The sequence below is a fragment of the Patescibacteria group bacterium genome (assembly GCA_041649475.1).
GTDB lineage: Bacteria > Patescibacteriota > Patescibacteriia > Magasanikbacterales > GWA2-37-8 > JBAZNA01.
Window position 1 is genome coordinate 635877 of sequence record JBAZNA010000001.1, and the last position, 24395, is coordinate 660271.

Below are 24395 nucleotides of genomic sequence, written 5' to 3' on the forward strand. Positions count from 1 at the left end.
GATAAAAATTATTTATTTATTAAAATTTTAGATGCTAGATTATTATATGCCATTTCGTAGTCAAGCGCAAGCTGTTTTTCCTTCCTTTCATCAATAACTAGATCTGCCGCTTTTAACAAACGCGGAACATAATAAACATTATACAGCTGTATCAACAAACTGAACAGGTCAGCAGTAATAATATTACGATGGCGGGTAACTAGCAAAGGAATCTCGGGGTGCAAAACTTTCCACTTCAGGATTTTTCCGGCCAGGCCAAATAGCGGCGTGTGTAAATGAACAATATCAAATTTTTCTAAGGATGAAATTATGTCACTGACATTTTCAGTACCGGCCAAGCTGTGCGATGAAGCAACTTTTTGAACCTCACGCTCCATTCTTCGGGAAGTGTTTCCGTACTGCAAAGTAACCGCTTCAGTTTCAATTCCCAACTTATATAAGTCCTCCACCAGCTTAAAGGCCTCTGATTTTATCTGATCAAAGTACTCAAAGGCGGCGGGAATTATATGGATGACTTTCATGTTTAACTAAAGTTTCTTCATTGTTATGTGTATGTTCGGAGATGGAATCCTAGAAAATATCACTGATTCCAAATATATCAAACTATTTACCAATTTTTTAATCACGCCAATCCCCTTGCCGTCTAACTGCGAAAAATATTTTTCATTATTCATTTGCTCCACACCTTGTTTTTTTGCCGCCCTATCCATTAAATAAAAGGATAAAATTCCTACCCACTGTCCCAAAACATGCTCACTGTATCTTACCTTTGCTTTTTTAAACCCGGCCTCTGCCAATTTTTTTAAAAGCTCTTTACGGGAAAAATAATTTATATGCCCGGCATATTTTTTTGTCAGATCTTTTTTTAAACCAAAATTTTCCAAACAATGCCAATAGGAAAGCCAGTCGCCTTCGCAGGGCACAAAACAATAAAATACTCCGCCAGTTTTTAAAACCCTTTTAATTTCCGACAAAACCGCGTCCACGTCCTCAACATGCTCCAACACGTCATAAATCAGCACGGCTTCAAAAAAATTATCCGCGTAAGGCAATTTTGCGCTTTCGTTTAAAGCGTAAGTAACGCCGTCATTTTCTTTTTTAGCCAAACTTATCGCCGACTCACTGATATCACAGCCGTAACATTCCAATTCCGGACGAAGTTTTTTTATCGTTCTGATAAACTGGCCGGCCCCGCAACCCAATTCCAAAACACTTCCGGCCGCCGGCACGCCGCGCAAAGCCCGCAAACTTTGCTTTAAGCGAAAACTGGTCGGCGAACTCCATTTTAAATTCGCCACACCCTGTCCCCAGACGGATTTTTCGTAATCAAACATCTCCATAAACAGCTTCTAGTTTTTCAACATGCGTATCCCAGCTATATTTTTCAATTATTTTTTTGCGGCCATTTTCGCCCATTTGTTTTTTGGTTTCCGCCGGCATGGCCAGCACCTGTAAAATTTTAGCGGCCAAATCATCGGCCGATCCTTTGGCAAATAAAAGTCCGTCAACCCCGTCGGTAATTCTGTTTCTGATGGCCGGAATATCAGTGCCGACAACCGGCACTCCGCAGGACATAGCTTCAGAAACAACCATGCCGAATGATTCATAATCAGACGACAAAACAAAGCAATCGGAAATATTATAATAATCAGCCAAAAGCTGACTGTTGGCGCAAGCGCCGACAAATCTCACTTGGGAATAAATGCCCAATTCATTCGCCATTTTTACATATTTATCCAATTCATATCCCCCACCGACAACCACCAGCGCGATATTGGAGTCATTTATTTTTTTAATCGCTTCCAGCAAGAGGTCCAAGCGTTTGAGCGGAATCGGATTGCCCACAAATGAAATAATTTTTTTACCGCTCAAATCCTGCAAATCAACTTCGGATAAATCAACGCTCATTGGTTTAAAAATTTTCGTATCAACGCCGTTGGCAATCTCTGCCACATTTTCCGGTTTCACTTTTTTGGCATACTGCACGGTTTTAAAATAATCACTGTCAACCACAATGACTTTTTTCGCCCGGGAAAAAATAAACGGCGGCCAAACCAGATCATACATTTTTTGTAAAACGGATTTTATGCCGGTTGTTTGGGCATCCATGTGATAAGTGAGCACAAACGGCTTACGGCTGAAACAAAGCCATTCGGCGGCGCCATAAAACGGATAATGCAAGTGCACCAAATCAAATTCTTTTAAATGCCACGCTAATTGCGGGATTTCACCGGCATCGCCGTATTTAAACAAAGCCGGAATCCGAACTACTGAAAATGAATTGATGGTATCATCATAAACCGTGTCCGGATATTTTAAAGTGAACACGGTCACATCGTGTCCTTTGTCGGACAACAAATCCGCCTCATGCCAACAGACACTGCCCATGCCGCCCAAATGCGGCGGAAAAGTTGAAACAATATGGGCGATTTTCATACTTTATATTTATACTTTATCTTTGGTTTTTTCCTCAAGAGCGTTTTGTCTTGTCAGTTTGGTGATATTCCTGTTCATTTGTTCTATTTTTATCATCAGGCGAAAAATTACGAAGAAAAGCAGAGTGAGCGCGACATAAACTACCAAATCGGCGCCGCGGCCGATGCCGACCAATTTTGCCAAATAAGCGGCTGAATTGGGGAGCAGAACCACCACGCCGGCGGCAAGCCAAAACAACACCCAGACCGACAAACCGCGCCAGCTTAATTCACCGGCCTGATAACGGCTGATTACTTTAATAATGGCGAAGATGAAAAAAATGATTAAAAATACTTGGATAAGCATATTATTTTAATAAACGGGCTTTAAAAAGATCCCATAATATTTTTACACCACCAGCGGGTCCTTGTCCATAACCGTGGTAAGTCACCCGCACGGGAAATTCCCTAAAAGTCAGTCCGGCTTTTTTTATTTGTTTAACAATCTCCGAATTATGCGCCATGCGATCCTGGGTAATTTTTATTTTTTCCAGAGCTTTTCTTGATAATACACGAAAACCATTGTGAACATCCGAGAGCTTTACGCCTGTAAAAATTTTATTAATCGCCCGTGCAACCGGAAAGATAATATATTTTTTTGACCACGGCATCTGCGAGCGCCCGTCTAAAAATCTTGATCCGAAAATAACGTCAACATTATTTTTATTCATCGTCTCCAGCGCCGGACTTATATCAGCCGGATCAAACTGCCCGTCAGCGTCAAAATGCACGACCGCCTCCGCGCCGCGACTTATGGCAAACTCGTCGCCGGTTTGTAGGGCCGCACCCTGTCCCCTGTTTATTTTATGTTTTAAGGCGTAGACGCCGGCAGCCGTCGCCGCTTGAAAAGTTTGGTCGGCTGACCCGTCATCAACAACTACGATATTTTTAAACCCATGATTAAAAAGGCCGCTGATTACGCGGCCGATATTTTTTTCTTCATTGTAGGCCGGAATAACTATAAAAACCATAACCGGTAATTGTGTCTAGTAATTATGATCAAATAGCATTGCCTCTTTATTGGCAATGGTATAATCTACGGTTTTCTCAAGCCCGTCCTGCAAACGCACCAAAGGCATCCAGCCCAGAGCTGATTTTGCGTAGGCCAAATCCGGCGCGCCCTTGCGGGTTAAAAACAGCAATGGTTTTTCAAAGCGAATTTTTGAACCGGAATTGGTGGCCTCAATAATCATTTTGGCCACATCCGCGTATTTTACCACTTTGTCATGGCCCAGGTTCACTATGTTTACATCAGGCGCGCTATCCATCAGCCGCACCAAGCCGTCAATTAAATCAGTCACATAGCAAAGTGAGGTGGAAAAATTTTCATCGCCATAAACAACCAGATCCTTGCCGTCCAAGGCATTGATGATAAAATCAGGAATCAGCTGGCCTTCAAAAAGTTTCATGTGCGGGCCGTAAACCGTAAACACCCTGGCGATCTTGGCGTCTATACCGTGCACTTGCCGGTATGTGGCCACGCAGGTCTCGGCAAAACGCTTGCCTTCATCGTAACAGGCGCGCGGAGACAAGTGATCAACAATTCCCTGATCCGTTTCTTTAAAAACATCTTTGCTGTCGGTTGCGTTGCCATAAACTACCGAGCTAGAGGTAAAAACATATTTAGCGTGATATTTTACCGCCAAATCCAAAGTATTAATCATGGCCGAAGAATTTGACCACAGCGACTGCATTTTTAATTTTTCAAAATCATTCGGGCTGGTCGGACAGGCCAGGTGATAAATTTCCTGTATGCCCTGAAATTTAACCCTGAACTTGTCCAGCTCTTCAAATTTTTCTAAATCAATCGGCTGATTAACGTCAAATTTAATAAATTCAAAATCCGGATATTGCAATAAGTGATTGATGTTGGCCGGATTGGAATTGGAAAAATCATCCAGACAAATAACTTTTGCTTCCTTAAGCAGGCGTTCGCACAAATGCGAACCGATAAATCCCGCTCCGCCGGTTACGAGGACGTTTTTTTTCTCAAAAATTGGAGTATCCATAAATATCTAAATTATATATAAGCGATAAGTATTTTATCATTTTTAGCTAAAATTTGCAATTTACTCCACATCGCGCATCCAGCTCTTGCTTTCCAGGTCAACAACGAACTGCACTAACTGTTTATTTTGGGTGGCCTTAATCAAAACCTGTTCGCCGCTCTTCCAATAGTTTCCAACTCGCACCGCGCTTACATCCGTAACACCGTTCGCGCTCCACAGGGGCTGTTTGTTGCCCTTAAAGTCCACTGTTTCCAAAGTTAATTTTTTCTTTTTTAAATTCACAAAAATCAAGCCGCCGCTATAAACGTCCCATTTTAAGGGCGGCTTAATTATCCGGCTGACCACGGCCTTGGCCACAGCCCGGCCGACGTTAAGGCGGCCATAACCCAATTGACCGATAAATTGTGGATTTAATCCGTCAATGTCATCAGCTGTGCTTAAAAGATCGGCGATTATTTCTTTTGCGTCCCAATCGGGCCTGATTGATTTAACCAGGGCCGCGGCTCCGGCCGCGAGCGGAGCTGAAAAAGAAGTTCCATACCAGGCACCGTCAAACTCTTTTGTGTAACCGTTTGCCGGCGACAAAAGCTCTGTGCTAAAAATTCCTTCCCCGGGAGCCGACAAATCAACACAACTGCCGTAATCAGCAAAATCGCTTAATTTATCTTTTAAATCCACTGCTGTCACGCCCAAAATCCAATTATCCAGGTCTCCGGAATCGGCACAGATTGGGTAGTGCTTGTTTTTGCTTAAATCACCATCACCGAACAAGCGGTCATTTCCGGCTGCCGAAACAATTAGCACGCCTTTTTTATAGGCATTCTTTAAACTTTGTTCAAAAACCGAATCATTCACATCACCGATTATGCTTAAACTGATAATACCGGCTCCATTGGCCACGGCATAATCAACTGCCTTAGCCACACTAATCAAAGCGCCGTTGCCGCTGCTATCCATCACGCGCAAAGGCATAATTTTTACATTCCAATTTACACCCGTTCCGTCAATGCCGTTATTTCCGACCGCGCCGATAAGTCCGGCCAAAACCGTGCCGTGAACCACTGCTTGCGAATCATCGGATTGTTTAATGGCCGACAGGGTTACGTCGTTATTATCTTCAACAAAATTCCAACCATAGACATCGTCAACATATCCGTTGCGATCATCATCAACACTGTTATTTGGAATTTCCTTGGTATTGGTCCAAATGTTATTTTCTAAATCCGGATGATCAATATCAACTCCGGTGTCAGTAACCGCCACAACCACGCTTTTAGTGCCGGTTGTATAACCCCAAGCTCCGGGAGCATTGATTTGTTGCAAATACGGCGCCTGTAAAGCATACTTAGGGTCGTTGGGCGCCTGGGCCTTGGCCGCAGAAACAAACAAAAATGGCAAAATTAAAAAAATAACAGCCAGCGTGATTTGGCTTGATTTTTTAAGCAAAAAGTAGTACGATTTAGGCATATTTGGCTTTAATTATTATACCACATGTACCGCTTTAAACAATTCACCTTATTTTTAGGAGACATGGCCGGACTGTTTTTGGGCCTTTATTTGGCTGTCTATCTGCGAAATTTGGCCCTAACCGGGCACAAACTGTCAGATTTGTTAGCGCCCATGACCATACTGTTTATTCTGGCCGCCGTCATTTTGTTTATCGCCGGCCTATACGACATCACTAAGGCCAAAAATAACTTCAAATTTTTCCAAAAAATCATTATCGCGGCGCTCTCCTGGATGGTTATCGGCGTCCTTTATTTTTACATCAGACCGCAACAAAACGTATCGCCAAAGACCATACTTCTGCTCACGGTTGTTATCGGTTTTGGTATAATTTCTGGTTGGCGGTTTCTTTATAATAAATTTATCTCCACCAATGTCTGGCAGTTGAACGTGACTTTTGCCGGAATTACCGACGAAGTGAAAGAATTGATCAAATTTATACAAAACGAACCGCAAAGCGGATATTTCGTGGTTGGAATTATTTCCAGAAATGAAGCGGATAAAAATATTTTTCCGGACTTGCCGTTTGGAAAAACCATTGAAGAAATCAAATTACAAAATCAAACTCGGCCGATTAATCTGATCGTCCTGTCCCCGCAACTAACCAGCGATGAAGAACTCCTAAAAAATCTATACAAAAGTTTGTTTGAACAAATCAGCATAGTCAGTTTGGCTGATTTTTACCAGACGCTGATGGCCCGCATTCCGCCGTTTACTTTTTCCGAGGGCTGGTTTATCGCCCATTTGCAGGAACAGCAGAAAAAAATTTATGATCGTATAAAAATACTGGCGGATTATTTATTCGGCGTCATCATCGGCCTGTTCTTTGCGATTACCTACCCGTTCATTGTCCTGGCCATAAAACTTGATTCCAAAGGCGCAGTATTTTTTTCACAAAAAAGAATCGGCCGGGGCGGGGCGCAGTTTACGATTTATAAATATCGCACCATGAAAAGTTTAGCCGCCGACGGCAGCGCCGAAACGCAGGGTCCGCAGTTTGCCGCCACCGCCGACAATCGCGTCACCGAGGTGGGAAAATTTTTGCGCGCCACCAGGCTGGATGAAATCCCGCAATTTATTAATATTTTAAAAGGCGAAATGTCAATCATCGGCCCCAGACCGGAACGGCCGGAATTTGTAGAACAGCTCACGCAAAAAATGCCTTACTATCCTTTAAGGCATCTGATAAAACCGGGCTTAACCGGCTGGGCCCAGCTCCACCGATCATATTACGGAACCATAGAAGAAAATCTGCGAAAATTGGAGTATGATTTGTATTACATCAAAAATCGGGGCTTTATGCTTGATCTCTCAATCGCCTTGCACACGGTAAACACGGTCTTAAAAATGATGGGAAGATAATTATAAAGATAACTTCGCCGCTTTGATCAGACCGACAAACAACGGATGCGGCTCAAGCGGACGGGATTTAAACTCCGGATGAAACTGACTGGCCACAAAATACGGGTGGTCCTTTAGTTCAATAATTTCAACCAGGTTAGCTTCCGGATTGACACCGGCGATTTGCATACCGGCTTTGGTCAATCTCTCGCGATAATCATTATTAAATTCATAACGATGACGGTGGCGTTCGCTCACAATCTTTTTGCCGCCATAGGCCTTAAAAACCCTAGTGCCCTTCACCAAGACGCATTTGTACGCACCCAAGCGCATAGTGCCGCCGTAATGATTATTTTTTACGTTCTCCGCCTGCTTGTTATTTATATGAATAATCGGCTCCGGGGTCTTGGCATCTATTTCCGTGGTGTGCGCCCTGGCCAAACCCAAAACATTGCGCGCAAATTCAATGCTGGCCAGTTGCATGCCGTAGCATAACCCTAAAAACGGAATCTTGTGTTCTCTGACATATCTGATGGCCGAAATAATGCCTTCCACTCCGCGCGCGCCAAACCCGCCCGGCACAATCAGAGCATTATAAGAACTCAACTCTTTTAGTTTGGCCGGATTCTTTTCATATTCCTCACTGTCAAGCCATGTTAGTTCCGGTTTCAGGCCATTATGCCAACAGGCGTGCTTAATTGCTTCAATTACCGAGATGTAGGAATCGGCTAAAGTAAAATTGCCGGTGCCAAAATATTTTCCCACCACCGCGATTTTTATAACCGTTTCCGCTTTTTTCATTTTACGGATAAAGTCGCGCCATTTTTTTCCGTCTTTTGGTCTCGGTTTTAATTGTAATTTTTTTAAAAGCAAATTGCTGAAATTTTGTTTTTCAAATAAATCCGGAATTTCATAAATGGTTTTTACATCCGGCGCGGCAATCACATCTTTTTCGCTGCGCAGACCGCAAAACAGGGCCAGCTTTTCCCGTCTGGGCTTGTCCAGCTCCAGCCGGCCACGGGCGATGATAAAATCGGCCTGAATACCGCTGCTGTTTAAGGTTCTGGCCGCGTACTGGGTCGGTTTGGTTTTCATTTCTCCCAAGTGCCCGGGAATCGGCAAATAACTGACCAGCACAAAAACCACATTGTCCGGTTCTTTAAGCTTCATCATGCGGGCGGCTTCCAAAAACAAAATATTTTGATATTCCCCGGCGGTGCCGCCGATTTCTATAATCATCACGTCGGCCTTGGCCTTTTTTGCCGCCGCCTTTATCCGGCCCACGACTTCCATGGGAATATGCGGCACCACCTCCACGCACTTGCCTTTGTAATACATGCTCCGCTCTTTTTCAATCACGCTTAAATACACCCGGCCGGTGGTCATGTAATTTATTGAGTAAATGTTTGTGTCTAAAAATCGTTCGTAATTGCCCAGGTCCTGATCGGTCTCATCGCCGTCTTCGGTCACATAAACCTCGCCGTGTTCAATCGGATTCATCGTGCCGGCATCAACATTGATATACGGATCAATTTTTATGGCCGAAACATTAAGACCCTTATTTTTCAAAATTCTGCCGATTGACGCTGCTGATACCCCCTTGCCGACCCCGCTTAAAACTCCGCCTATGATAAAAATATACTTGGTTTTGGCCATAAATTTATTTTGCTGACACTATAATTATAATATCCGCTTCCAAACCGTGACGAAACTTTATCTTGGCTTTAAACTCCCCCGCTTCTTTTATGGGCTTCATCACAATTTGATTTTTATCCACGGAAAAACCTGATTTTTTCAAAATTTCGGAAACTTTCTGCGGACCGACGGCCGCGTAAAGCGAACCACCGTCGCTGACTTTTTCCTTCAGTTCGGTTTCCCAGCCGTCTAACTTTTCAGCCAGCTCCTGTTGTTCGCGCAAATCTTTTTCATGATCCTTGGCTTCCTTTGTGCTTTTGGCCTGCAAATCAACCATAATTTTTTTGGTGGCCGGCACGGCTAAATTTTTGGCAAACAGAAAATTGCGGGCATAACCGTCGGCTACGTCTTTGACTTCGTTTATCTTGCCCAGCCCGGGAACATTTTGAATTAAGATTACCTTCATACCCCTATTGCTTTAGCTAACAATTAGTAGTAGTATACTACATACTTATTGCAAAAATCAAACATGAAAAATATGGAAAGTCAACAATCGGAAACCCTGCCTTTTAAATCCGGATTTGTCACCCTGGTGGGTCGTTCAAACGTGGGCAAATCAACCCTGCTTAATACGCTGGTCGGGACCAAAATCGCCGTCGTAACCGACAAACCCCAGACCACACGCAATATTATACACGGAGTACTCAACTACCCGCAAGGACAGGCGGTTTTTATTGATACCCCGGGTGTTTTTAAACAAAACAGAAGCGCTTTATCAGGCATTCTAACCCAACGGGTTTGTGAAGCAATCCAAAATATAAATCTGATAATTTATGTTGTTGATCCGACCAAAAGTTTGGGCGCCGAGGAACGGGCCACTTTGGCCTTGATCAGGAATTTAGCCATTCCCAAGCTGCTCGTGATAAACAAATCAGATCTGCCGGAAAAGGAAAAGGTCTATCTGGAAAATTATCGCGAATTGAGTGATCAATTTGCCGCGGTCTTTGAACTTTCGGCTTTGCGTAATAGCCATGTCCAGCCCTTGCGCGATAAGGTTTTGGAATTTTTACCTGTTGGTGAAGCAATTTATCCGCCCAATCAACTGACAAACGTGGATGAACGTTTTTGGGTGGCGGAAATTATCAGAGAAAAAATTTTTAAAGCCCTGCGCAAAGAAGTGCCATACACCACGCATGTTGAAATTGAAGATATTGAAGACAAACCGGACATGTTTGTCATTAAAGCAAACATTTATACCACTGACAGCAGGTACAGAAAAATGATTGTCGGCGCCGGCGGCCGGGCCATAAAAGAAATCGGCATTGCCGCGCGCAAAGAACTGGAAACAGCCCTGAATAAAAAAGTATTTTTAGAGCTTGAAGTTGAGGTTGATAAACACTGGGAAACTAGGGTGTAGAAGTCGGGGTCAAAATTTCCATCGCCTTACTTAAAACCGTATCCTGACCAACTACTTCTTTACTCCAATCAACACTCATAACAATATCCGGAGTGACACCTTCTTTGTTTATATTTTTTCCGCTGGGTGTAAACCATTCAGCCACGGTCAACTTCAAAGCCGAACCATCCGGGAACGGCTCATAATCTTGTACCGATCCCTTGCCAAAAGTTTTTTCACCAATAATGGTGGCGGCTTTGGTGTCCTGTAAAGCGCCGGCCACAATTTCCGAAGCTGAAGCCGAACCCTTATCCACCAAAACTACGGTTTTCATACCGGCCAATCGGTGATCACCCAGAGTTTGGTGTTCATTGTTTAAACCGTCAACACCCTTTTCGCTGACAATCACACCCGTCTTAATCCATTCACTGGCCACATACACGGCCGAGTCCAAATATCCGCCCGGATTGCTTCGCAAATCCAAGATTATTCCCTTAGCGCCCTTGGCCTTCAAATTTTTTATGGTTTTATCCAATCCGGTATTGGTACTATCATTAAATTGTAAAAGCCGGATATAAGCAATATTATTCGGCTTCATTTCGTACATCACTGACGGCACATTGATTTTAGCCCTGGTAATTATAATATCCTGTGATTTGGTGGCACCGTCTCTGGCAATAGTCAACTTCACCTGGGTGTTGGCTTTGCCTCTGATTTTGCTAACCGCCGTATTCACATCCATGCCAAAAGTACTTGTCCCATCAATCGCCAAAATGCTGTCACCCGGCCGCAATCCGGCTTTTTGGGCCGGCGAATCAGGCAAAGGCGCGATCACCATTAATTGATCATTTTTAATACCAATTTCAGCGCCGATACCTTCAAGCTCGCCGGACAAATCTTTGGCAAATTCTGTAGCTGCTTGCGGAGGAAAATACAAAGAATACGGATCGCCAAGCGAAGCCACCAAACCCTGAATAGCGCCATAAAACATGTCCGCATCCTTGACCGGCTGTTTTACATACTGGCTTTTTATCTGATCCCAGACCGTCCAAAATTGAGTGAAATCAACACTATCCGAATGATTAACAGTTCTGTCTAAATTTATTACTTTGCTAATTTGCACATTGCCGGAATCATCTGTTATCTGATGATTGACATACCAAACCCGGCCGACAATAACACCCAAGCCAAAAGAAATGATAAACAAAATCACGGAAATATAAATGCCGATATATTTCTGCGCGCGGGTTTTTATTGGACTGGTTACGGGGTTATTGATGGGACTTTCCATAATGGCAAAGATAAATTTATTTATTTTTTATTATTTTTATACTGGCCCCGGCTTTATTTAGCGTTTCGTATAAATTTTCATAACCGCGGTCAATCACATAGGTACTGCGCAAAAGTGATTTTCCCGGCGCGGCCAGCATGGCAATTAAGACATTGACGGCCGGCCGCAGTGCCGGCGGGCAAATCACTTCATTGGGCTTGAACTTGGTCGGGCCTTCCACCCAGACGCGGTGCGTATCTATCAGAGTCACATCCACGCCAAACTTTTTTAATTCCAAGCTATAAATCGCCCGGTCTTCATAAACCCAGTCATGGACCAGTGTCCGGCCTTTGGCTTTGGCCAAAATGGGAATAAACAAGGGCAGATTATCAATATTTAAACCCGGAAACGGCCGGCACTCAATCTTATCCGGCAAGCAAACAAGCTTGCTGGGTATGATTTCTATGTCCGCCACCGCAAATTGGCCGTTGGTGGATTTCCTTTTATTTAAAATTTTATACTTTTGTCCCATCACCTCAAGCTTGCACAATTCCAGTTCCAAAAATTCCAGCGGGCAATTGGAAACGGTCAAATGCGAACCAGTGACAATCGCGGCCGAAATATAGGTCATGGCCACAATTGGATCCGGCATTATCGGATAACTTGCCATCGGACGCAATTTACTGACGCCGTCAATTGTTAAAGTGGTGGTGCCGATGCCGCTAATTTTTGCTCCGGCTTGATTTAAAAAATAACACAAGTCCTGCACCATGTAATTGGCCGAAGCCATCTTTATAATAGTTTGACCCGGCGCCAAGACCGCGGCCATAATCGCATTTTCAGTTGAAGTATCCCCCGATTCATACATCACAATATTGGCGGCTTTAAGGGCGCCATTTTTTACCTCATAGAACTTCGGCTTTGACGCCACTTCCACTCCATACGCTTGCAGGGCAAACAAGTGCGGCCTGACCGTGCGCTGACCCAGCCGACAGCCGCCTGATCTATATAATTTATAACTGATTTTTCGCGACGCCAAAGCGCCCAGCAAAAGCAAAGACGATCTGGTTTTTTCTGAAGCGGTGGCATCAATTTTTTCAAAATTCAAACCACCGGTTGTGTCTATGGTTAAATCAGAGCCATTTTGAATCACCTTCGCGTCCATGCTAAGTAACAGTTCACACATCCGGTTCACTTCTTCAATTTGCGGCACATTTTTTAAAACGGTCTTGCCGTCTATCATTAAACTGGCGCACATTATGGCCACGGCCGAATTTTTGGCCGACTGGTTTTTAATCTCGCCATGCAATTTTTTTCCGCCGTTTACGATTAAATAAGGCATAATTTTGACTAGAAGGGCTTTTTAGGTTAAGATAATTATACTCAAATTTCAAACTAAATGCAACTTTTACGCTTAAGTATGGAATACCCGGGCACTAAATTCACTTATCCCATCAGGCGCGCCACTCTAATTTTCTTTATTGCGTTTTTTATAATTGCTTCGCCGATTATCATAATGTACACGGCCGGCTACAGGTATGACTGGGCCAATGGACTGCTCAAAGAAACCGGAGCGATTAGTATTGATGTAGAACCGCCGCAGGCCAGTGTTTATCTAAATGGCATAAAATTAAAAGATAACATGCCGATTCGCCTGAATAATATCGCACCCGGAAGATACGGCCTAAACATCAGTGCGTCCGGCTATTACGATTGGGTAACGGAAATTGACGTAAAAAACAAACAAACCGTTTACATCAAAGAAATTTCTCTGCTTAAAAAAAATAGACCGCAAATCCTGATATCCGGAAACATGCAAACATTCGCTCTGTCCGATGACTATAAATATATAATTTATACCACACAAAAAACCAACAACACCGAAATTTGGCTTTGGAACACGGCCGATCATTCGGCCGCAATTCTAACAAAAATTAACACTCTAAATCCGCTTAAAATTTCCTGGTCAAAAAATGGCGACTACGCCGTAGTGTCCAATCAAACCTCTCCATATACCACGCTACTGCTCTTGAACGCTAACAATCCCCTATCAATAACAAACATCTCCGCCAACACCGCCCAGGCAATAGAAAAATATCAGTGGGATCCGCAAGGTTTGGCCTTATATTTTTCCACAAAAAACAATATAATTTCCTACGATCCCCAAAATCAGCAAACACAAATTGTAACTAAAAACAGTTACCTGGATTGGTACATGTATCGCGGCGGGCTCCTAACCCTGCAAATTAACACCACCAGCAAACAATATAAAATCATTTCAGATACTCTGGGATTTAAGTCCGCCTTTAATTCAATGGCTTACACCGGTTCGGATGATTTGGCCCGCAATCAATACAAGATCGCTATGGCCGATGCCGGTAAAGTTCTTTTAAAAAACACCCGCACCGCGGAGATGGAACTGGTGACGGCAAACAACGCCTTTCAAATTTCCGGCGATAAATTCCTGGTATCAAAATATAACAACTGGCTGATTGTTTGGACGCCTTGGGAACTGTGGACATACAGCGACGGAGCCAGTGAACCGAACCTGTTAAACCGATCCGGAGAAAATTTACAGCAAGCGATTCCGCTTGATCAGTACAACACCTTGGCTTTGGTTTGGGCAAATAAAACCACTGCCCTTTTCCCCTATTATCTGGTATCGCATGATTTATTTAATGACAAAATAAACATTGCCGATGCCGATACTGATAAAAAAATCTTATATTATATTGATAATACAAAAGGAAACGAAGGTATTTGGAGTTTAGAATATTAAAAAAATTTAACCTATGAAACTGAGTATTTATTCAGATGGCGGGGCGCGCGGAAATCCGGGACCGGCCGCCGCAGGCATTGTTATAAAAAATGAAGCCGAAAAAACCGTGGCTGAATTTGGCGAATTTTTGGGTGAACAAACCAATAATTTTGCCGAGTACTCGGCTCTGATTTTAGGACTAAAAAAAGCCAAAGAGTTGGGCGCCGCTGAAGTGGAGTGTATTTTGGACAGTGAACTGGTGACCAAACAGATGCGCGGCGAATACAAAGTACGCGAGCCCAATTTGCAAAAATTATTTGTCCAGGCCTATAACGCGGCCAGTCAGTTTAAAAAAGTGGCATATAAACACACTCTGCGGGCCGGAAATAAGGAAGCGGACGACTGGGTAAATAAAACTTTAGACCAAATAAGGTAATAAAAGAGGGAGAGAAAAAGTTTTTCGCCAAGCTTCGCTAGTGCTCAAAACTCTTTCTCTCCCTCTTTTTTAGTTAATTACTGTTTAATCAAACGTACCGTTTTGGCCGTATAAACAGTTTTGGTATTGCTGTTAATCAGTCCGCTGACCGCAACGGTGCTGCTCACGGTAAAATTTGACAATGTCGGATTGGTGACTTTGGCCACTTTGAACTTTGTGTTAGCATCGGTCTTTACTGTCACTACAGTCGCGTTGTGTTTGCCATAAGCGAACACAAAACTTCCGCTGGCTGTGTCTATGGAAACAATTTTGCCGGTTCGTGAAAATACATGAATGGAATTATCTTTTACAAGCTGGGCGGTCACCGTGCCGTCTTGGTTGGTCTTAGCTATAACGCTCACCGCGTCGCCAATTTGCAATTCAGACAATCCGGATTTGGCATAAAATTCTCTTATTACTCTGGTAGTGGAAGTAATCTGAATTGTTAAATTCTGGGTGGACGTAGGATACGCACCGGTCCAATTTTTTAATTTCTTTGGTAACACTTTGTTAACGGTGATGACCATACTGGTAGGCGCGGTTGTGCCGGCCAAACTCACAATTTTGCCGGTCAAGGTAACGGCGCGGCGGGTAAATTTAGCCGCAGCAACCAACTTCGCCGGTTTTATTTTTGCATGTTCAGTGTTTTGCGCCAATGCCGGGGCTACCAACATAAACGAAAACATGCTGATCAAAACTATTGTAAATATTTTTTTCATATGGCTAATTAATTATTATAATTATTATCCCTATTTATTTGCCTGTCCGACCTATGCAGGCCTTCATTAAATTTAAAATTTGAATTATTTTTTAATTTATTTTTTATTTCCGTGCGTAATTTGAGAACTTTGTTGTTTTGAGGATTTATTTTTTCCAATTTTTTGTCCACCTTCTGCAATTTATCGGCAACCTTTTGTATTTGCTTATCAACAGAATCAAGCTTTTGTCCGCGCTTTTTAATTACCACGGCTTCGGCCTCGCGCTTATCAATTTGTTTTAACAAAAATTTAGCTTTGGCTTCCGGAGTCACCTGCACTGTTTCTTCAACTTTTTCAATCTCCTGTTTAATCGGGTAAAGCGGAGTGCCTTCAGTTACATCCGGACTGGTGTAAGCATAGGAGCCGGTAACCAAACTGGCGCCGATAATAACAACAGAAGTAAAAGCAACCGCTCTTTTAAACCAAACGGTTTGGTACCAATTCAGTTGAGTCGCGTATTTCTTTTGCCAAGCCGAGTCCAATTTGGCTTTTAAAGCAATTTTAAATTTATTGTCCGGCGACAAATCCCTCTGTGCTTTCCATAAATTGTATCTGGCTTTGAAGTTCATAATTTACTCGTTTTGGGCGAATTTAGAAAGTTTTTTTATGGCCCGATGGGCCGCTACTTTAACCGCCGTTTCCGTCATGCCTTTCATTTCCGCGATTTCTAAATAGCTATACCCAAAAATATAATGAAAGGTTACAATTTCACGGGTATTTTCGTCTAATTTGGCTAATAATTCATAAATTTCTTTTTTTATTGATTCTTTTTTAAAGGCGCGCGAGGCCAAATTCAGCCAAAAACTATCAACATTTTCGTCTGTTTCTTCCGGCAATGAGCCGACCGGCTTTTTATCCCGGTAGTAGTTAGCCATGTGATTTTTGCAAATTGTCATGATCCAGGCGGATTGGCTGATTTTTGGGTCATAGGTCTCAAAATGCTCCAGGGCTTTCATAAAAATTTCCGATACCAAATCCTCGGCCAGTTCTTTATTGGCGCTAACGCGAAAAAAGACAAAGCGGTAAACTTTGTCTAAATGGGTTTGATAGAATTTTTCAAAATCGTGCTTTTTCACACTATCATTATAACTCACTTTTCAAATCATCCAAAATCTTACGGGCGTTTTTGTTTAAATGTTTGGGCACGCGGATTTTTATTTTCACATACTGGTCTCCCCTGCCGTTGTCATTTAAATGCCCAACGCCTTTATTTTTTAATCTGATCAATTGCCCGGATTCGGTGCCTTCCGGAACCACTAACCGAGTTTGCCCTTCAAGTGTTTCAATATTTATGGTGTCGCCGAGCACAGCTTGCGGAAAATTTATTTCGGCCTCGATGTAAATATCATACCCCTCGCGTTTGAATCCTTTTAGCGGCCTGACGTGAACCAAGACATACAAATCACCGGACGAACCGCCGCGGCCTGCCGCTTCGCCGTGGCCGGAAAGGCGGATTGATTGACCATCATCAATGCCAGCCGGAATTTTTACTTTTATTTCCGAGTTGGAAGTGATCACGCCCGAGCCGTTGCAGTGTTTGCATTTTTTACTCGGCTTCTCGCCTTGGCCGTGACAATCCGGGCAAGTGGTGACGGTCTGCATTGTGCCCAAAAATGTCCGTTGGTTTTGCACAACTTGTCCTTGGCCGTGACAGGTCGGACAATTTTCCATCTTACTCCCCGGCTCGGCGCCAGTGCCACCGCAGACATCACATTTATTTTGTTTTCGCAGTGATATTTGTTTTTCCACGCCAAAGGCCGCTTCTTTAAAATCTATCTGCGCGTCAATTTGAATATCGCGGCCGCGGCTTTGTCCACCGCGCCTGGAACCTCCTCTGGAACCGCCGCCGCCAAAACCGAACAAGTCCCCAAACATGTCGTTTAAATCCATCCCGCCAAAATCAAAAGAAAAATTTTGGAAACCACCCTGGCCACCGGCGCCGCCCTGACCGCGGGCTGCGCGCATGAAATCTTCCCATGTCATGCCCTGACCAAAACCGCCCTGCTGTTCAAAATCAGAGCCAAACTGATCATAGCGCTTGCGTTTTTCCGCGTCACCCAAGACCTGATATGCCTCATTCACTTCTTTGAATTTGGCCTCGTTCCCGCCCGGTCTGTCCGGGTGATGTTCCATGGCCGCCTTCTTAAAGGCCTTTTTTATATCATCTTGTGAAGCGTTTTTATCAACTCCGAGAATTTTGTAATAATCTTTTCCCATAACGAAGTTACTAGCCAAAGTTACCTTTTCAGCCCGATATTAATTTCTGATTCCACTTCTCTTCTTAATTCTTCATAAAATTCTAAATTTTCTTTAGCAAAATCAACATCTTTCCAGTTGGGGTTATCTTCCGGCGGAATCCATTTAGTATTTTCGGCCATCTCTTCTTTAAGACCATCCTTTAAATCTTTCATCAAATCCGAATTTTTTCTAACCGCGGCTATTGTGCCCCCTCTATATTGGGGTGTAGCAATTGCGCATCTTCCACAAAGCCCATGAGAAATTGGCTCCCCTGATGTACCAGCTTTTTCTCTTCCACAAACCATGCAAATGGATTTCATATATTATTTTTTATCATCAACAACCTCGCCCTCAATCGGGCCTTCTTCTTTCTTGGGACCTTGATCACCGGGGTTTGGGCCGGCCTGCGCCCCACTTTGTCCGGCCTGCCCCTGCTGGTACATCTTGGCGCCAACAACCTGCGCGGCTTTGGATAATTCTTCAGCCGCCTTTTTCATGGCCTCAACATCATCTTTATCTTTAACTTCCTTCATCTTGACCAGCGCCTCACTCACCGCTTTTTTCTCGTCATCGGTAACCGCGATTTTCTTTTCCTCAATTTCTTTCATCATTTTTTCGGTTGTATAAACCATGGTGTCGGCCAAATTTCTGGTTTCAATCAGTTCCTGCTTTTTCTTATCTTCGGCCGCGTGCGCTTCCGCGTCTTTTCTCATGCGTTCAACTTCGTCTTTTGACAAGCCCGAAGATGACTCAATCCTGATTGATTGTTCTTTGTTGGTGGCCTTGTCTTTGGCTTTGACGTTCAAAATGCCATTAGCATCAATATCAAAACTCACTTCCACCTGCGGCACACCGCGCGGAGCCGGCGGGATTCCGTCCAGGATAAACTTGCCAAGAGTTTTATTATCACCTGCCATCGGACGCTCTCCCTGCAAAACATGAATTTCCACTGCCGGCTGATTATCGGCCGCCGTAGAAAAGACCTGTGATTTGGAAGTCGGGATGGTGGTATTTCTTTCAATGAGTTTAGTCATCACACTGCCAAAGGTTTCAATGCCGAGAGATAATGGCGTGACATCTAAAAGCAAAACATCTTTGACATCGCCTTTTAACACCCCACCCTGCACAGCCGCGCCAACCGCCACCACCTCATCCGGGTTCACACTGATATTTGGCTTTTTGCCAAAAAACTTTTCCACAGTCGCGAGAACCAGGGGCATACGGGTCATACCGCCAACCATCACCACTTCATGTAAATCATTCGGAGTCAGCTTGGCATCGTCAAGCGCTTTGCGCACCGGCCCTAAAGTTTTCTCCACCAATTCCCCGACTAATTCTTCCAATTTTGATCGGGTCAGTTTCATCACCATGTGCTTTGGACCGCTTGAGTCAGAAGTAATAAACGGCTGATTGATTTCCGATTCCTGGGCCGTTGAAAGTTCAATCTTGGCTTTTTCGGCCGCTTCTCTTATGCGTTGAAGTGCCAATGGATCTTTACTCAAATCAATCCCCTGGTCCTTTTTGAATTCATCCAAAATCCATTGAATAATCACCTGGTCAAAATCATCGCCGCCCAGATGAGTATCGCCGTTTGTTGAGAGCACCTGAACATTATCCGGCGCCACTTCCAAAATGGAAATATCAAAAGTTCCGCCGCCCAAATCATAGACCGCAATTTTTTGTTCGGTTTTTTTATCAAAACCATAAGCAAGCGCGGCCGCGGTCGGCTCGTTGATAATTCGCAGAACCTCCAAACCGGCAATTGCTCCGGCATCTTTGGTGGCCTGACGTTGTGAATCATCAAAATATGCCGGCACGGTAATTACCGCTTCAGTGATTTTTTCTCCCAAGCGTTCTTCGGCGTCAGCTTTCATCTTTCCCAAAATCATGGCCGAAATTTCCTGCGGGGAATATTCTTTGCCTTGCATCGCAACCTTCACGCCGCCGCCGGCATTAACAATTTTATACGGCATGAGTTTAAGGTCGCGCTGGACTTCGGCGTCTTCCCATCTGCGGCCAATCAAACGCTTGATTGAATACAGCGTGTTTTCCGGATTGGTGACGGCCTGGCGTTTGGCCAGTTGGCCAACCAGCCGCTCGCCATTTTTGGAAATGGCCACAACCGACGGCGTGGTGCGCGCGCCTTCTTTATTTTCCAAAACCTTTGGCTGGCCGCCTTCTATAATGGCCATGCATGAATTAGTTGTACCGAGATCTATTCCGAGAACTTTGGACATAATTTTAAAATAAGTTAATTTTTAATTATTTATTTTTATGATTTTTCGGCTTTTGGCGCGGTAATTTTCAAAACTCCATCCTGAAATTCGGCGCTGACCTTATCTTCCAACACTGCTGTCGGCAAAGCCACTTCCCGGTAAAACGCACCGCTTCTAATTTCTTTGCGGTAATAATTTTTTTCATCAACCTCATGTTCGTTTTTTGATCCGCCTTTAATCACCAACACGCCTTTTTCTACACTTATACTAACATCTTCCGGCTTGATTCCGGCCAAAGGCAATTTCACCACTACATCCTTGTCGGTTTCATACATATCCATTGCCGGCACAAATGCCCAAGGAATGATATTCATATAAATTAAAGTTAAAAGTCAGTTAAATTATTTAGCAATTATTACTCTGGCGGGCCTAACTACCCTATCTCCCATTTTATAACCGCCAGAAACCTCTTTCAAAATCGTGTCTGCGTCAACCTCTTCATTTTCTTCCTCGCCAACCGCTTCGTGATATTTCGGATCAAACTTTTCGCCCACAGTTTTTATTTCCTCCAAATTATGCGCTTTCAAAATATCTCCAAACTGCTTCATTATATGTCCAACTCCTTCTGACCATTGTTTCCAGCCATTTTCTTCATTCATCTGCTCCCGGTGCGCAAACGCCTTTTTAAAATTTTCATAAACCGGTATGAATTCTTCCAAAATTTGCAGTTCGCTCATTTTCACCCACTCACCGCGTCTGGCCGCAATTTCATTCTGTAAATTTTTGTAATCGGCCAAAGCCCTCTGCCAACCCTTTTTATATTCTTCAGTTTCCAGCATTTTTTTATACATTTTTACATTTTCTTTAATCGTCTCATGTATATCTTTCTTTTCCAGAATTTCATCCGGTGAAAGCCAAACTACTTCTGTCCCTTCCTCACCATCTAATTTAATTTCATTTTTATTTGATACTAGATCAACCAAATAATTTAAGGCAATAAAATGATCCTTACCATCTTTATAATCTTTATCATGAACAAGATCAAAAGCATTTAACAGACGTGGGTTTTCCACAACTGCGCCGGTTTCTTCTTCAACTTCGCGGAGTAGTGCATCCTGAACTTTCTCTCCCCACTCCACATGTCCGCCTGGGATTGTTAATTTATTCTGCCATTTTGGGCTTTTCATTAAGAAAAATTTTCCATCCTGGCTAAGTATCATTGCCCCGGCCGATACCCATGGATATTTCTTTTCTTCTTTTTTATTTTGGTCATCTGACATATATTGTATAGGTAGATATTTATTAAGCATTTTGAGCACTAGCGATAGCTTGGCGAAAAATGCTTAATAAATATCTACATGTGAAATAATGTTAAATAATCTCTAAAACTTTTTTAAGTAAGACAAAATTATGCTTGTAATCCATCCGCTTCGGTCCCAGCAAGGCAATCAAACTTTTTCCGTTGCCGCCAAAACGCGCGGACAAAACGCTTAAAATCGGGCCGAACGGATGCTCCTTGCCGATAAAATATTTCGGCTCTTCGTCAACTTTATCAAAAAAATCTTCCAGACATTCTTCGCAGTGATCAAAAATGCTAGAAATATCCGCCACTAAATTCAATTCTTTAAATTCGGGCTTATTAAATAAATTTGACAGACCGGTATAATATATTTTTTCCAAAGAAAAGGCCAGAATAACGGTTTCATTTGAAAGTTCAACCAATGACTTAGCCAGATTTTTTCTGGAGATTTCGTAATCAGAATCGCTTTTGGCCGCATTGGAAATAAAACTGGCATCGCGTTTTGAGATTCTCAAATTATCCGCTTTTAAATTATCAATATAATGATGATAGCCCTTTTCGGTTGGCACGCGGCCGGCCGAGGTGTGAGGATGGGTTAAAAATCCTTCTTCTTCAAGCGCGCGCAGTTCATTGCGCACCGTAGCTTCGCTTAATTTTAAACCGCCGGCGGAAATCAAAAAACGTGAGCCGATTGGCTCGGCATTAGCAATATAGTTTTCCATGACGAGGTTAAAAAGTTTTTCTTTGCGAGTATCCATAATATTGATACGGATTTTATCACTCAAAGCTTCCGAGTGATAATATACCACCAAGCAAAAAAGCCGTCAAGAGGGGCACCATAGGCGAAAAATAAATAAAAAAAGTCCCAACGAAACTCTGTCGGGACCGGACTGGGCGCCTCTATGAGCGCCCTTAGTTGTGCGGGGTACGCCGTCGGCGGCTGGCCGGGACGGAGATCTCCAGCACCAGGGTGTTGGCGTTGATCTCCACGATCATACGCTTCTCCAGCTCATGCTGGCGGCGCTCCTCCTCCGGGAGCGATGCCGTGTAGAGCTCCTCTGCTGTCTTCTCATCCAAGGGGAGACCGGCCTGCTTCATCTCCGCGAACAGAACGGCTGCCTCCATGACCGTAACCGTGTTCTTGCCGGCCGCACCACGACAGTAGCCGAAGCCGGCTTCCAAACTGTGGACCGGGTTGCTGGCCCGCTCACCGTTCTGGGTCATGACGTTGCCGTGCGGGTACTTGAACGGGCAGTTGGAACTGGAACAGGTCTGAAACTTGAACCGGGGCGTGATACCCTCCGTCGGAGGCGGTGCACAGCCCGCCATTCGCTCACAGACAGCGGCGAAGTCGGGCAGGAGTCCGGCGTCCCTCATCACGGCCTCCACCGCCGGCGCCTCATCGCTGGTGATCATTCCGCTCTTGATGGCCTTGTACAGAAACGCCTTGCCATCGGCCAGACAGATGACTGGATGGGGTTCAAGATCCTCATCCGTCACGAAACAACCGTAGGCAATACCGAGGATTTCCAAGAACAAGTCCTGGATACCCTTAAGGAACATCATAGACATGGTCGCCTCCCATTTCTCCAAAGTTGATAAGCTAAAAATACAGCTTTATACCAAAAATGTCAACAAAAAGAGGGAGATAGGAAGTTTTGAGCACTAGCGCCAGCTTGGCGAAAAACTTCTTATCTCCCTCTTTATTATTGGTATTATTGACTAATCTTCCCTATTTCACTCAACAAAATATTTTCCACGTAAATCCCGCGTGCGTAAAATATGCGCTCCAGTTCATTCTTGAGTTCCATTTCCACCGCATCTCTCTTTGTAGCCACAATATCCTGATAATCAAACTTGGAAAAAACCATGCGGATGCGGCTTCTAATGGTCGGTCGCACAATTTTTGAAACAAAATCCTCGCCGATGGTCTGCCAAATGGCCGGGATTTGGTGCACGTCTAACCGCAACAAAATAGTGCCTTCAGCGCTGATTCTGTGGCCGTCTTTGGTCACGGCCGCGATTGGAATATCACCCAGGGCTTTTTCATTTACCGCATTAAACTGCCTGTTAATATTGTATTCCAAGGTTTGGGTGTTGAACAATTTAGCTTTTTGCCAAAACGGAATTTTTAAATGCAGCCCCGGTGTTAAAACCTTTTTCAAAACTCCCCTGCCCAAATCGTAAACGCAGGCCACATATCCGGGTGGAACGTGAATAAACAAGCCCTTTAAAACATCCTCCATTACGAACGAATACATTAACTTATCCAATGAATCCTCGGACATATTTTAAATTAATTAGTATTTTTGATTGGAAACAGCATTTTTCTAAACAGCGCTATGGTATCAGAAAAAATCATGGTTGTCAAAATGAAAAGCGACTTGACCATGGGCAAAACCCAGAGTGCGGCAAAGGTAAAAGCCGGGAATAAAAACAAAAAGACCGCCTCTCCGGGCGTCCATTTATGTTTGCGGTGATCTATCAGGTTTGAAATAAACAAATAACCGGCCGCGATTCCGGCCCAAATGCTGTCATGTATTTGACCAACGTAAAATCCGTAAAAATCAGTATTAATCTTGCCCGGAAATTCAATCCAGGGATATAAAAATTTAATAACCTTGTCGCCGGTAATACCCCGCAAGAACACCTGATAAAGTAAAACTAAAACCAATAATTGAATCCCTATGGTGAGCGCTTTGGCCCAAGGCGACACCCGGTGTTTTTTCATTATATTTCTAATCACCTCTTTTTGCGCCACCTGATCATTTTTAAAAGATGCGGCCGCCTCGCGCGCTTCTTTTTCCATTGTTTGTTTTCTGATAACATCGCGTTCAGAAATAATGGTTAAAGGCAATAGTATGACGCGTAAAAAAATAGTGAGCCAGACCACGGCCCAACCCAAATTTTGATTGGCTATGTTTAAATAGATCCAAATCAGGGCGTTAAACAGCGGCTGATAAAGAAAAGTGATCCAAAAATAACTGAACATAACGCTATAATTCTACCATAAAACCGG

Annotated in this window: 27 protein-coding genes; 4 read left to right on the forward strand and 23 right to left on the reverse strand. The window is 43.6% G+C overall.

The genetic code is table 11. The features are described from left to right. Nucleotides 1-8: 8 nt before the first annotated feature. The 7 genes from WC526_03085 to WC526_03115 are packed head-to-tail and all read right to left on the reverse strand — an operon-like array spanning nt 9 to nt 5950. Entirely contained in the window at nt 9-521 is a 513-nt protein-coding gene (locus WC526_03085; GenBank protein ID MFA5062106.1) for a glycosyltransferase, read from the reverse strand. A gap of 6 nt (nt 522-527) precedes the next feature. Next, complete coding sequence (locus tag WC526_03090; protein MFA5062107.1) at nt 528-1340, reverse strand: class I SAM-dependent methyltransferase; 813 nt, start codon at nt 1338-1340, stop codon at nt 528-530. After that, nucleotides 1327-2436, reverse strand: coding sequence for a glycosyltransferase family 4 protein (locus WC526_03095; GenBank protein ID MFA5062108.1), 1110 nt, complete (start codon nt 2434-2436; stop codon nt 1327-1329). Before WC526_03095 ends, WC526_03090 begins: the two co-directional genes overlap by 14 nt. A 9-nt stretch (nt 2437-2445) precedes the next feature. Beyond that, nucleotides 2446-2781: a DUF2304 domain-containing protein gene (locus tag WC526_03100; GenBank protein MFA5062109.1), complete on the reverse strand. Its 336-nt coding sequence runs from the start codon at nt 2779-2781 to the stop codon at nt 2446-2448. Nucleotide 2782: 1 nt separating this feature from the next. Then, nucleotides 2783-3445: a glycosyltransferase family 2 protein gene (locus WC526_03105; GenBank protein MFA5062110.1), complete on the reverse strand. Its 663-nt coding sequence runs from the start codon at nt 3443-3445 to the stop codon at nt 2783-2785. Nucleotides 3446-3460: 15 nt separating this feature from the next. Continuing rightward, complete coding sequence (locus tag WC526_03110; GenBank protein ID MFA5062111.1) at nt 3461-4483, reverse strand: NAD-dependent epimerase/dehydratase family protein; 1023 nt, start codon at nt 4481-4483, stop codon at nt 3461-3463. A gap of 60 nt (nt 4484-4543) precedes the next feature. After that, nucleotides 4544-5950 (reverse strand): S8 family peptidase, encoded by a 1407-nt coding sequence (locus WC526_03115; protein ID MFA5062112.1) that lies wholly within the window; start codon nt 5948-5950, stop codon nt 4544-4546. Nucleotides 5951-5974: 24 nt separating this feature from the next. Between WC526_03115 and WC526_03120 the strand changes: the two genes are divergently transcribed. Continuing rightward, the gene (locus WC526_03120; GenBank protein MFA5062113.1) at nt 5975-7351 is read left to right on the forward strand and encodes a sugar transferase; all 1377 of its coding nucleotides are present in this window, start codon (nt 5975-5977) and stop codon (nt 7349-7351) included. Here the strand turns inward: WC526_03120 and WC526_03125 are convergent, their stop codons facing one another. Continuing rightward, entirely contained in the window at nt 7352-8986 is a 1635-nt protein-coding gene (locus tag WC526_03125) for a CTP synthase (GenBank protein ID MFA5062114.1), read from the reverse strand. A gap of 4 nt (nt 8987-8990) precedes the next feature. Beyond that, entirely contained in the window at nt 8991-9431 is a 441-nt protein-coding gene (gene rplI / locus WC526_03130; protein MFA5062115.1) for a 50S ribosomal protein L9, read from the reverse strand. A gap of 72 nt (nt 9432-9503) precedes the next feature. Between rplI and era the strand changes: the two genes are divergently transcribed. Beyond that, complete coding sequence (gene era / locus WC526_03135) at nt 9504-10382, forward strand: GTPase Era (protein ID MFA5062116.1); 879 nt, start codon at nt 9504-9506, stop codon at nt 10380-10382. Here era and WC526_03140 read toward each other — a convergent pair. Then, nucleotides 10372-11652: a S41 family peptidase gene (locus tag WC526_03140; GenBank protein ID MFA5062117.1), complete on the reverse strand. Its 1281-nt coding sequence runs from the start codon at nt 11650-11652 to the stop codon at nt 10372-10374. The genes era and WC526_03140 overlap by 11 nt on opposite strands. Nucleotides 11653-11668: 16 nt before the next feature. Then, on the reverse strand, nt 11669-12973 hold the full coding sequence (locus tag WC526_03145; GenBank protein MFA5062118.1) for a UDP-N-acetylglucosamine 1-carboxyvinyltransferase: 1305 nt from the start codon (nt 12971-12973) through the stop codon (nt 11669-11671). Nucleotides 12974-13051: 78 nt separating this feature from the next. On the opposite strand from WC526_03145, the gene WC526_03150 reads away from it, so the two are divergent. Continuing rightward, nucleotides 13052-14410 carry a PEGA domain-containing protein gene (locus WC526_03150; protein MFA5062119.1) on the forward strand — a complete coding sequence of 453 codons (1359 nt, stop codon included), beginning with the start codon at nt 13052-13054 and terminating at the stop codon, nt 14408-14410. Between the two features lie 13 nt (nt 14411-14423). Then, nucleotides 14424-14825 carry a ribonuclease HI family protein gene (locus WC526_03155; GenBank protein MFA5062120.1) on the forward strand — a complete coding sequence of 134 codons (402 nt, stop codon included), beginning with the start codon at nt 14424-14426 and terminating at the stop codon, nt 14823-14825. Between the two features lie 77 nt (nt 14826-14902). Here the strand turns inward: WC526_03155 and WC526_03160 are convergent, their stop codons facing one another. The 12 genes from WC526_03160 to WC526_03215 all read right to left on the reverse strand — a co-directional run bounded on the left by WC526_03160 (nt 14903) and on the right by WC526_03215 (nt 24368). After that, nucleotides 14903-15583 carry a DUF5666 domain-containing protein gene (locus WC526_03160; GenBank protein MFA5062121.1) on the reverse strand — a complete coding sequence of 227 codons (681 nt, stop codon included), beginning with the start codon at nt 15581-15583 and terminating at the stop codon, nt 14903-14905. Nucleotides 15584-15591: 8 nt separating this feature from the next. Then, nucleotides 15592-16191 carry a DUF5667 domain-containing protein gene (locus tag WC526_03165; protein MFA5062122.1) on the reverse strand — a complete coding sequence of 200 codons (600 nt, stop codon included), beginning with the start codon at nt 16189-16191 and terminating at the stop codon, nt 15592-15594. 3 nt (nt 16192-16194) lie between these two features. Beyond that, a complete protein-coding gene (locus WC526_03170) occupies nt 16195-16698 on the reverse strand; it encodes a sigma-70 family RNA polymerase sigma factor (protein MFA5062123.1) in 504 nt (167 codons plus the stop codon). A gap of 7 nt (nt 16699-16705) precedes the next feature. Further along, nucleotides 16706-17839 (reverse strand): molecular chaperone DnaJ, encoded by a 1134-nt coding sequence (gene dnaJ, locus WC526_03175; GenBank protein ID MFA5062124.1) that lies wholly within the window; start codon nt 17837-17839, stop codon nt 16706-16708. A gap of 20 nt (nt 17840-17859) precedes the next feature. Then, complete coding sequence (locus WC526_03180) at nt 17860-18180, reverse strand: hypothetical protein (protein ID MFA5062125.1); 321 nt, start codon at nt 18178-18180, stop codon at nt 17860-17862. Between the two features lie 3 nt (nt 18181-18183). Then, entirely contained in the window at nt 18184-20097 is a 1914-nt protein-coding gene (dnaK, locus tag WC526_03185) for a molecular chaperone DnaK (protein ID MFA5062126.1), read from the reverse strand. A 35-nt stretch (nt 20098-20132) separates the two neighbouring features. After that, complete coding sequence (locus WC526_03190) at nt 20133-20450, reverse strand: Hsp20/alpha crystallin family protein (protein MFA5062127.1); 318 nt, start codon at nt 20448-20450, stop codon at nt 20133-20135. 27 nt (nt 20451-20477) lie between these two features. Further along, nucleotides 20478-21356: a nucleotide exchange factor GrpE gene (gene grpE, locus WC526_03195; protein ID MFA5062128.1), complete on the reverse strand. Its 879-nt coding sequence runs from the start codon at nt 21354-21356 to the stop codon at nt 20478-20480. A gap of 91 nt (nt 21357-21447) precedes the next feature. Then, nucleotides 21448-22134, reverse strand: coding sequence for a winged-helix domain-containing protein (locus WC526_03200; protein ID MFA5062129.1), 687 nt, complete (start codon nt 22132-22134; stop codon nt 21448-21450). A gap of 154 nt (nt 22135-22288) precedes the next feature. Then, nucleotides 22289-22942, reverse strand: coding sequence for a hypothetical protein (locus WC526_03205; protein MFA5062130.1), 654 nt, complete (start codon nt 22940-22942; stop codon nt 22289-22291). Nucleotides 22943-23091: 149 nt separating this feature from the next. Then, nucleotides 23092-23664 (reverse strand): SPFH domain-containing protein, encoded by a 573-nt coding sequence (locus WC526_03210; protein MFA5062131.1) that lies wholly within the window; start codon nt 23662-23664, stop codon nt 23092-23094. Nucleotides 23665-23672: 8 nt separating this feature from the next. After that, nucleotides 23673-24368 carry a YidC/Oxa1 family membrane protein insertase gene (locus WC526_03215; protein MFA5062132.1) on the reverse strand — a complete coding sequence of 232 codons (696 nt, stop codon included), beginning with the start codon at nt 24366-24368 and terminating at the stop codon, nt 23673-23675. Nucleotides 24369-24395 lie beyond the last annotated feature (27 nt).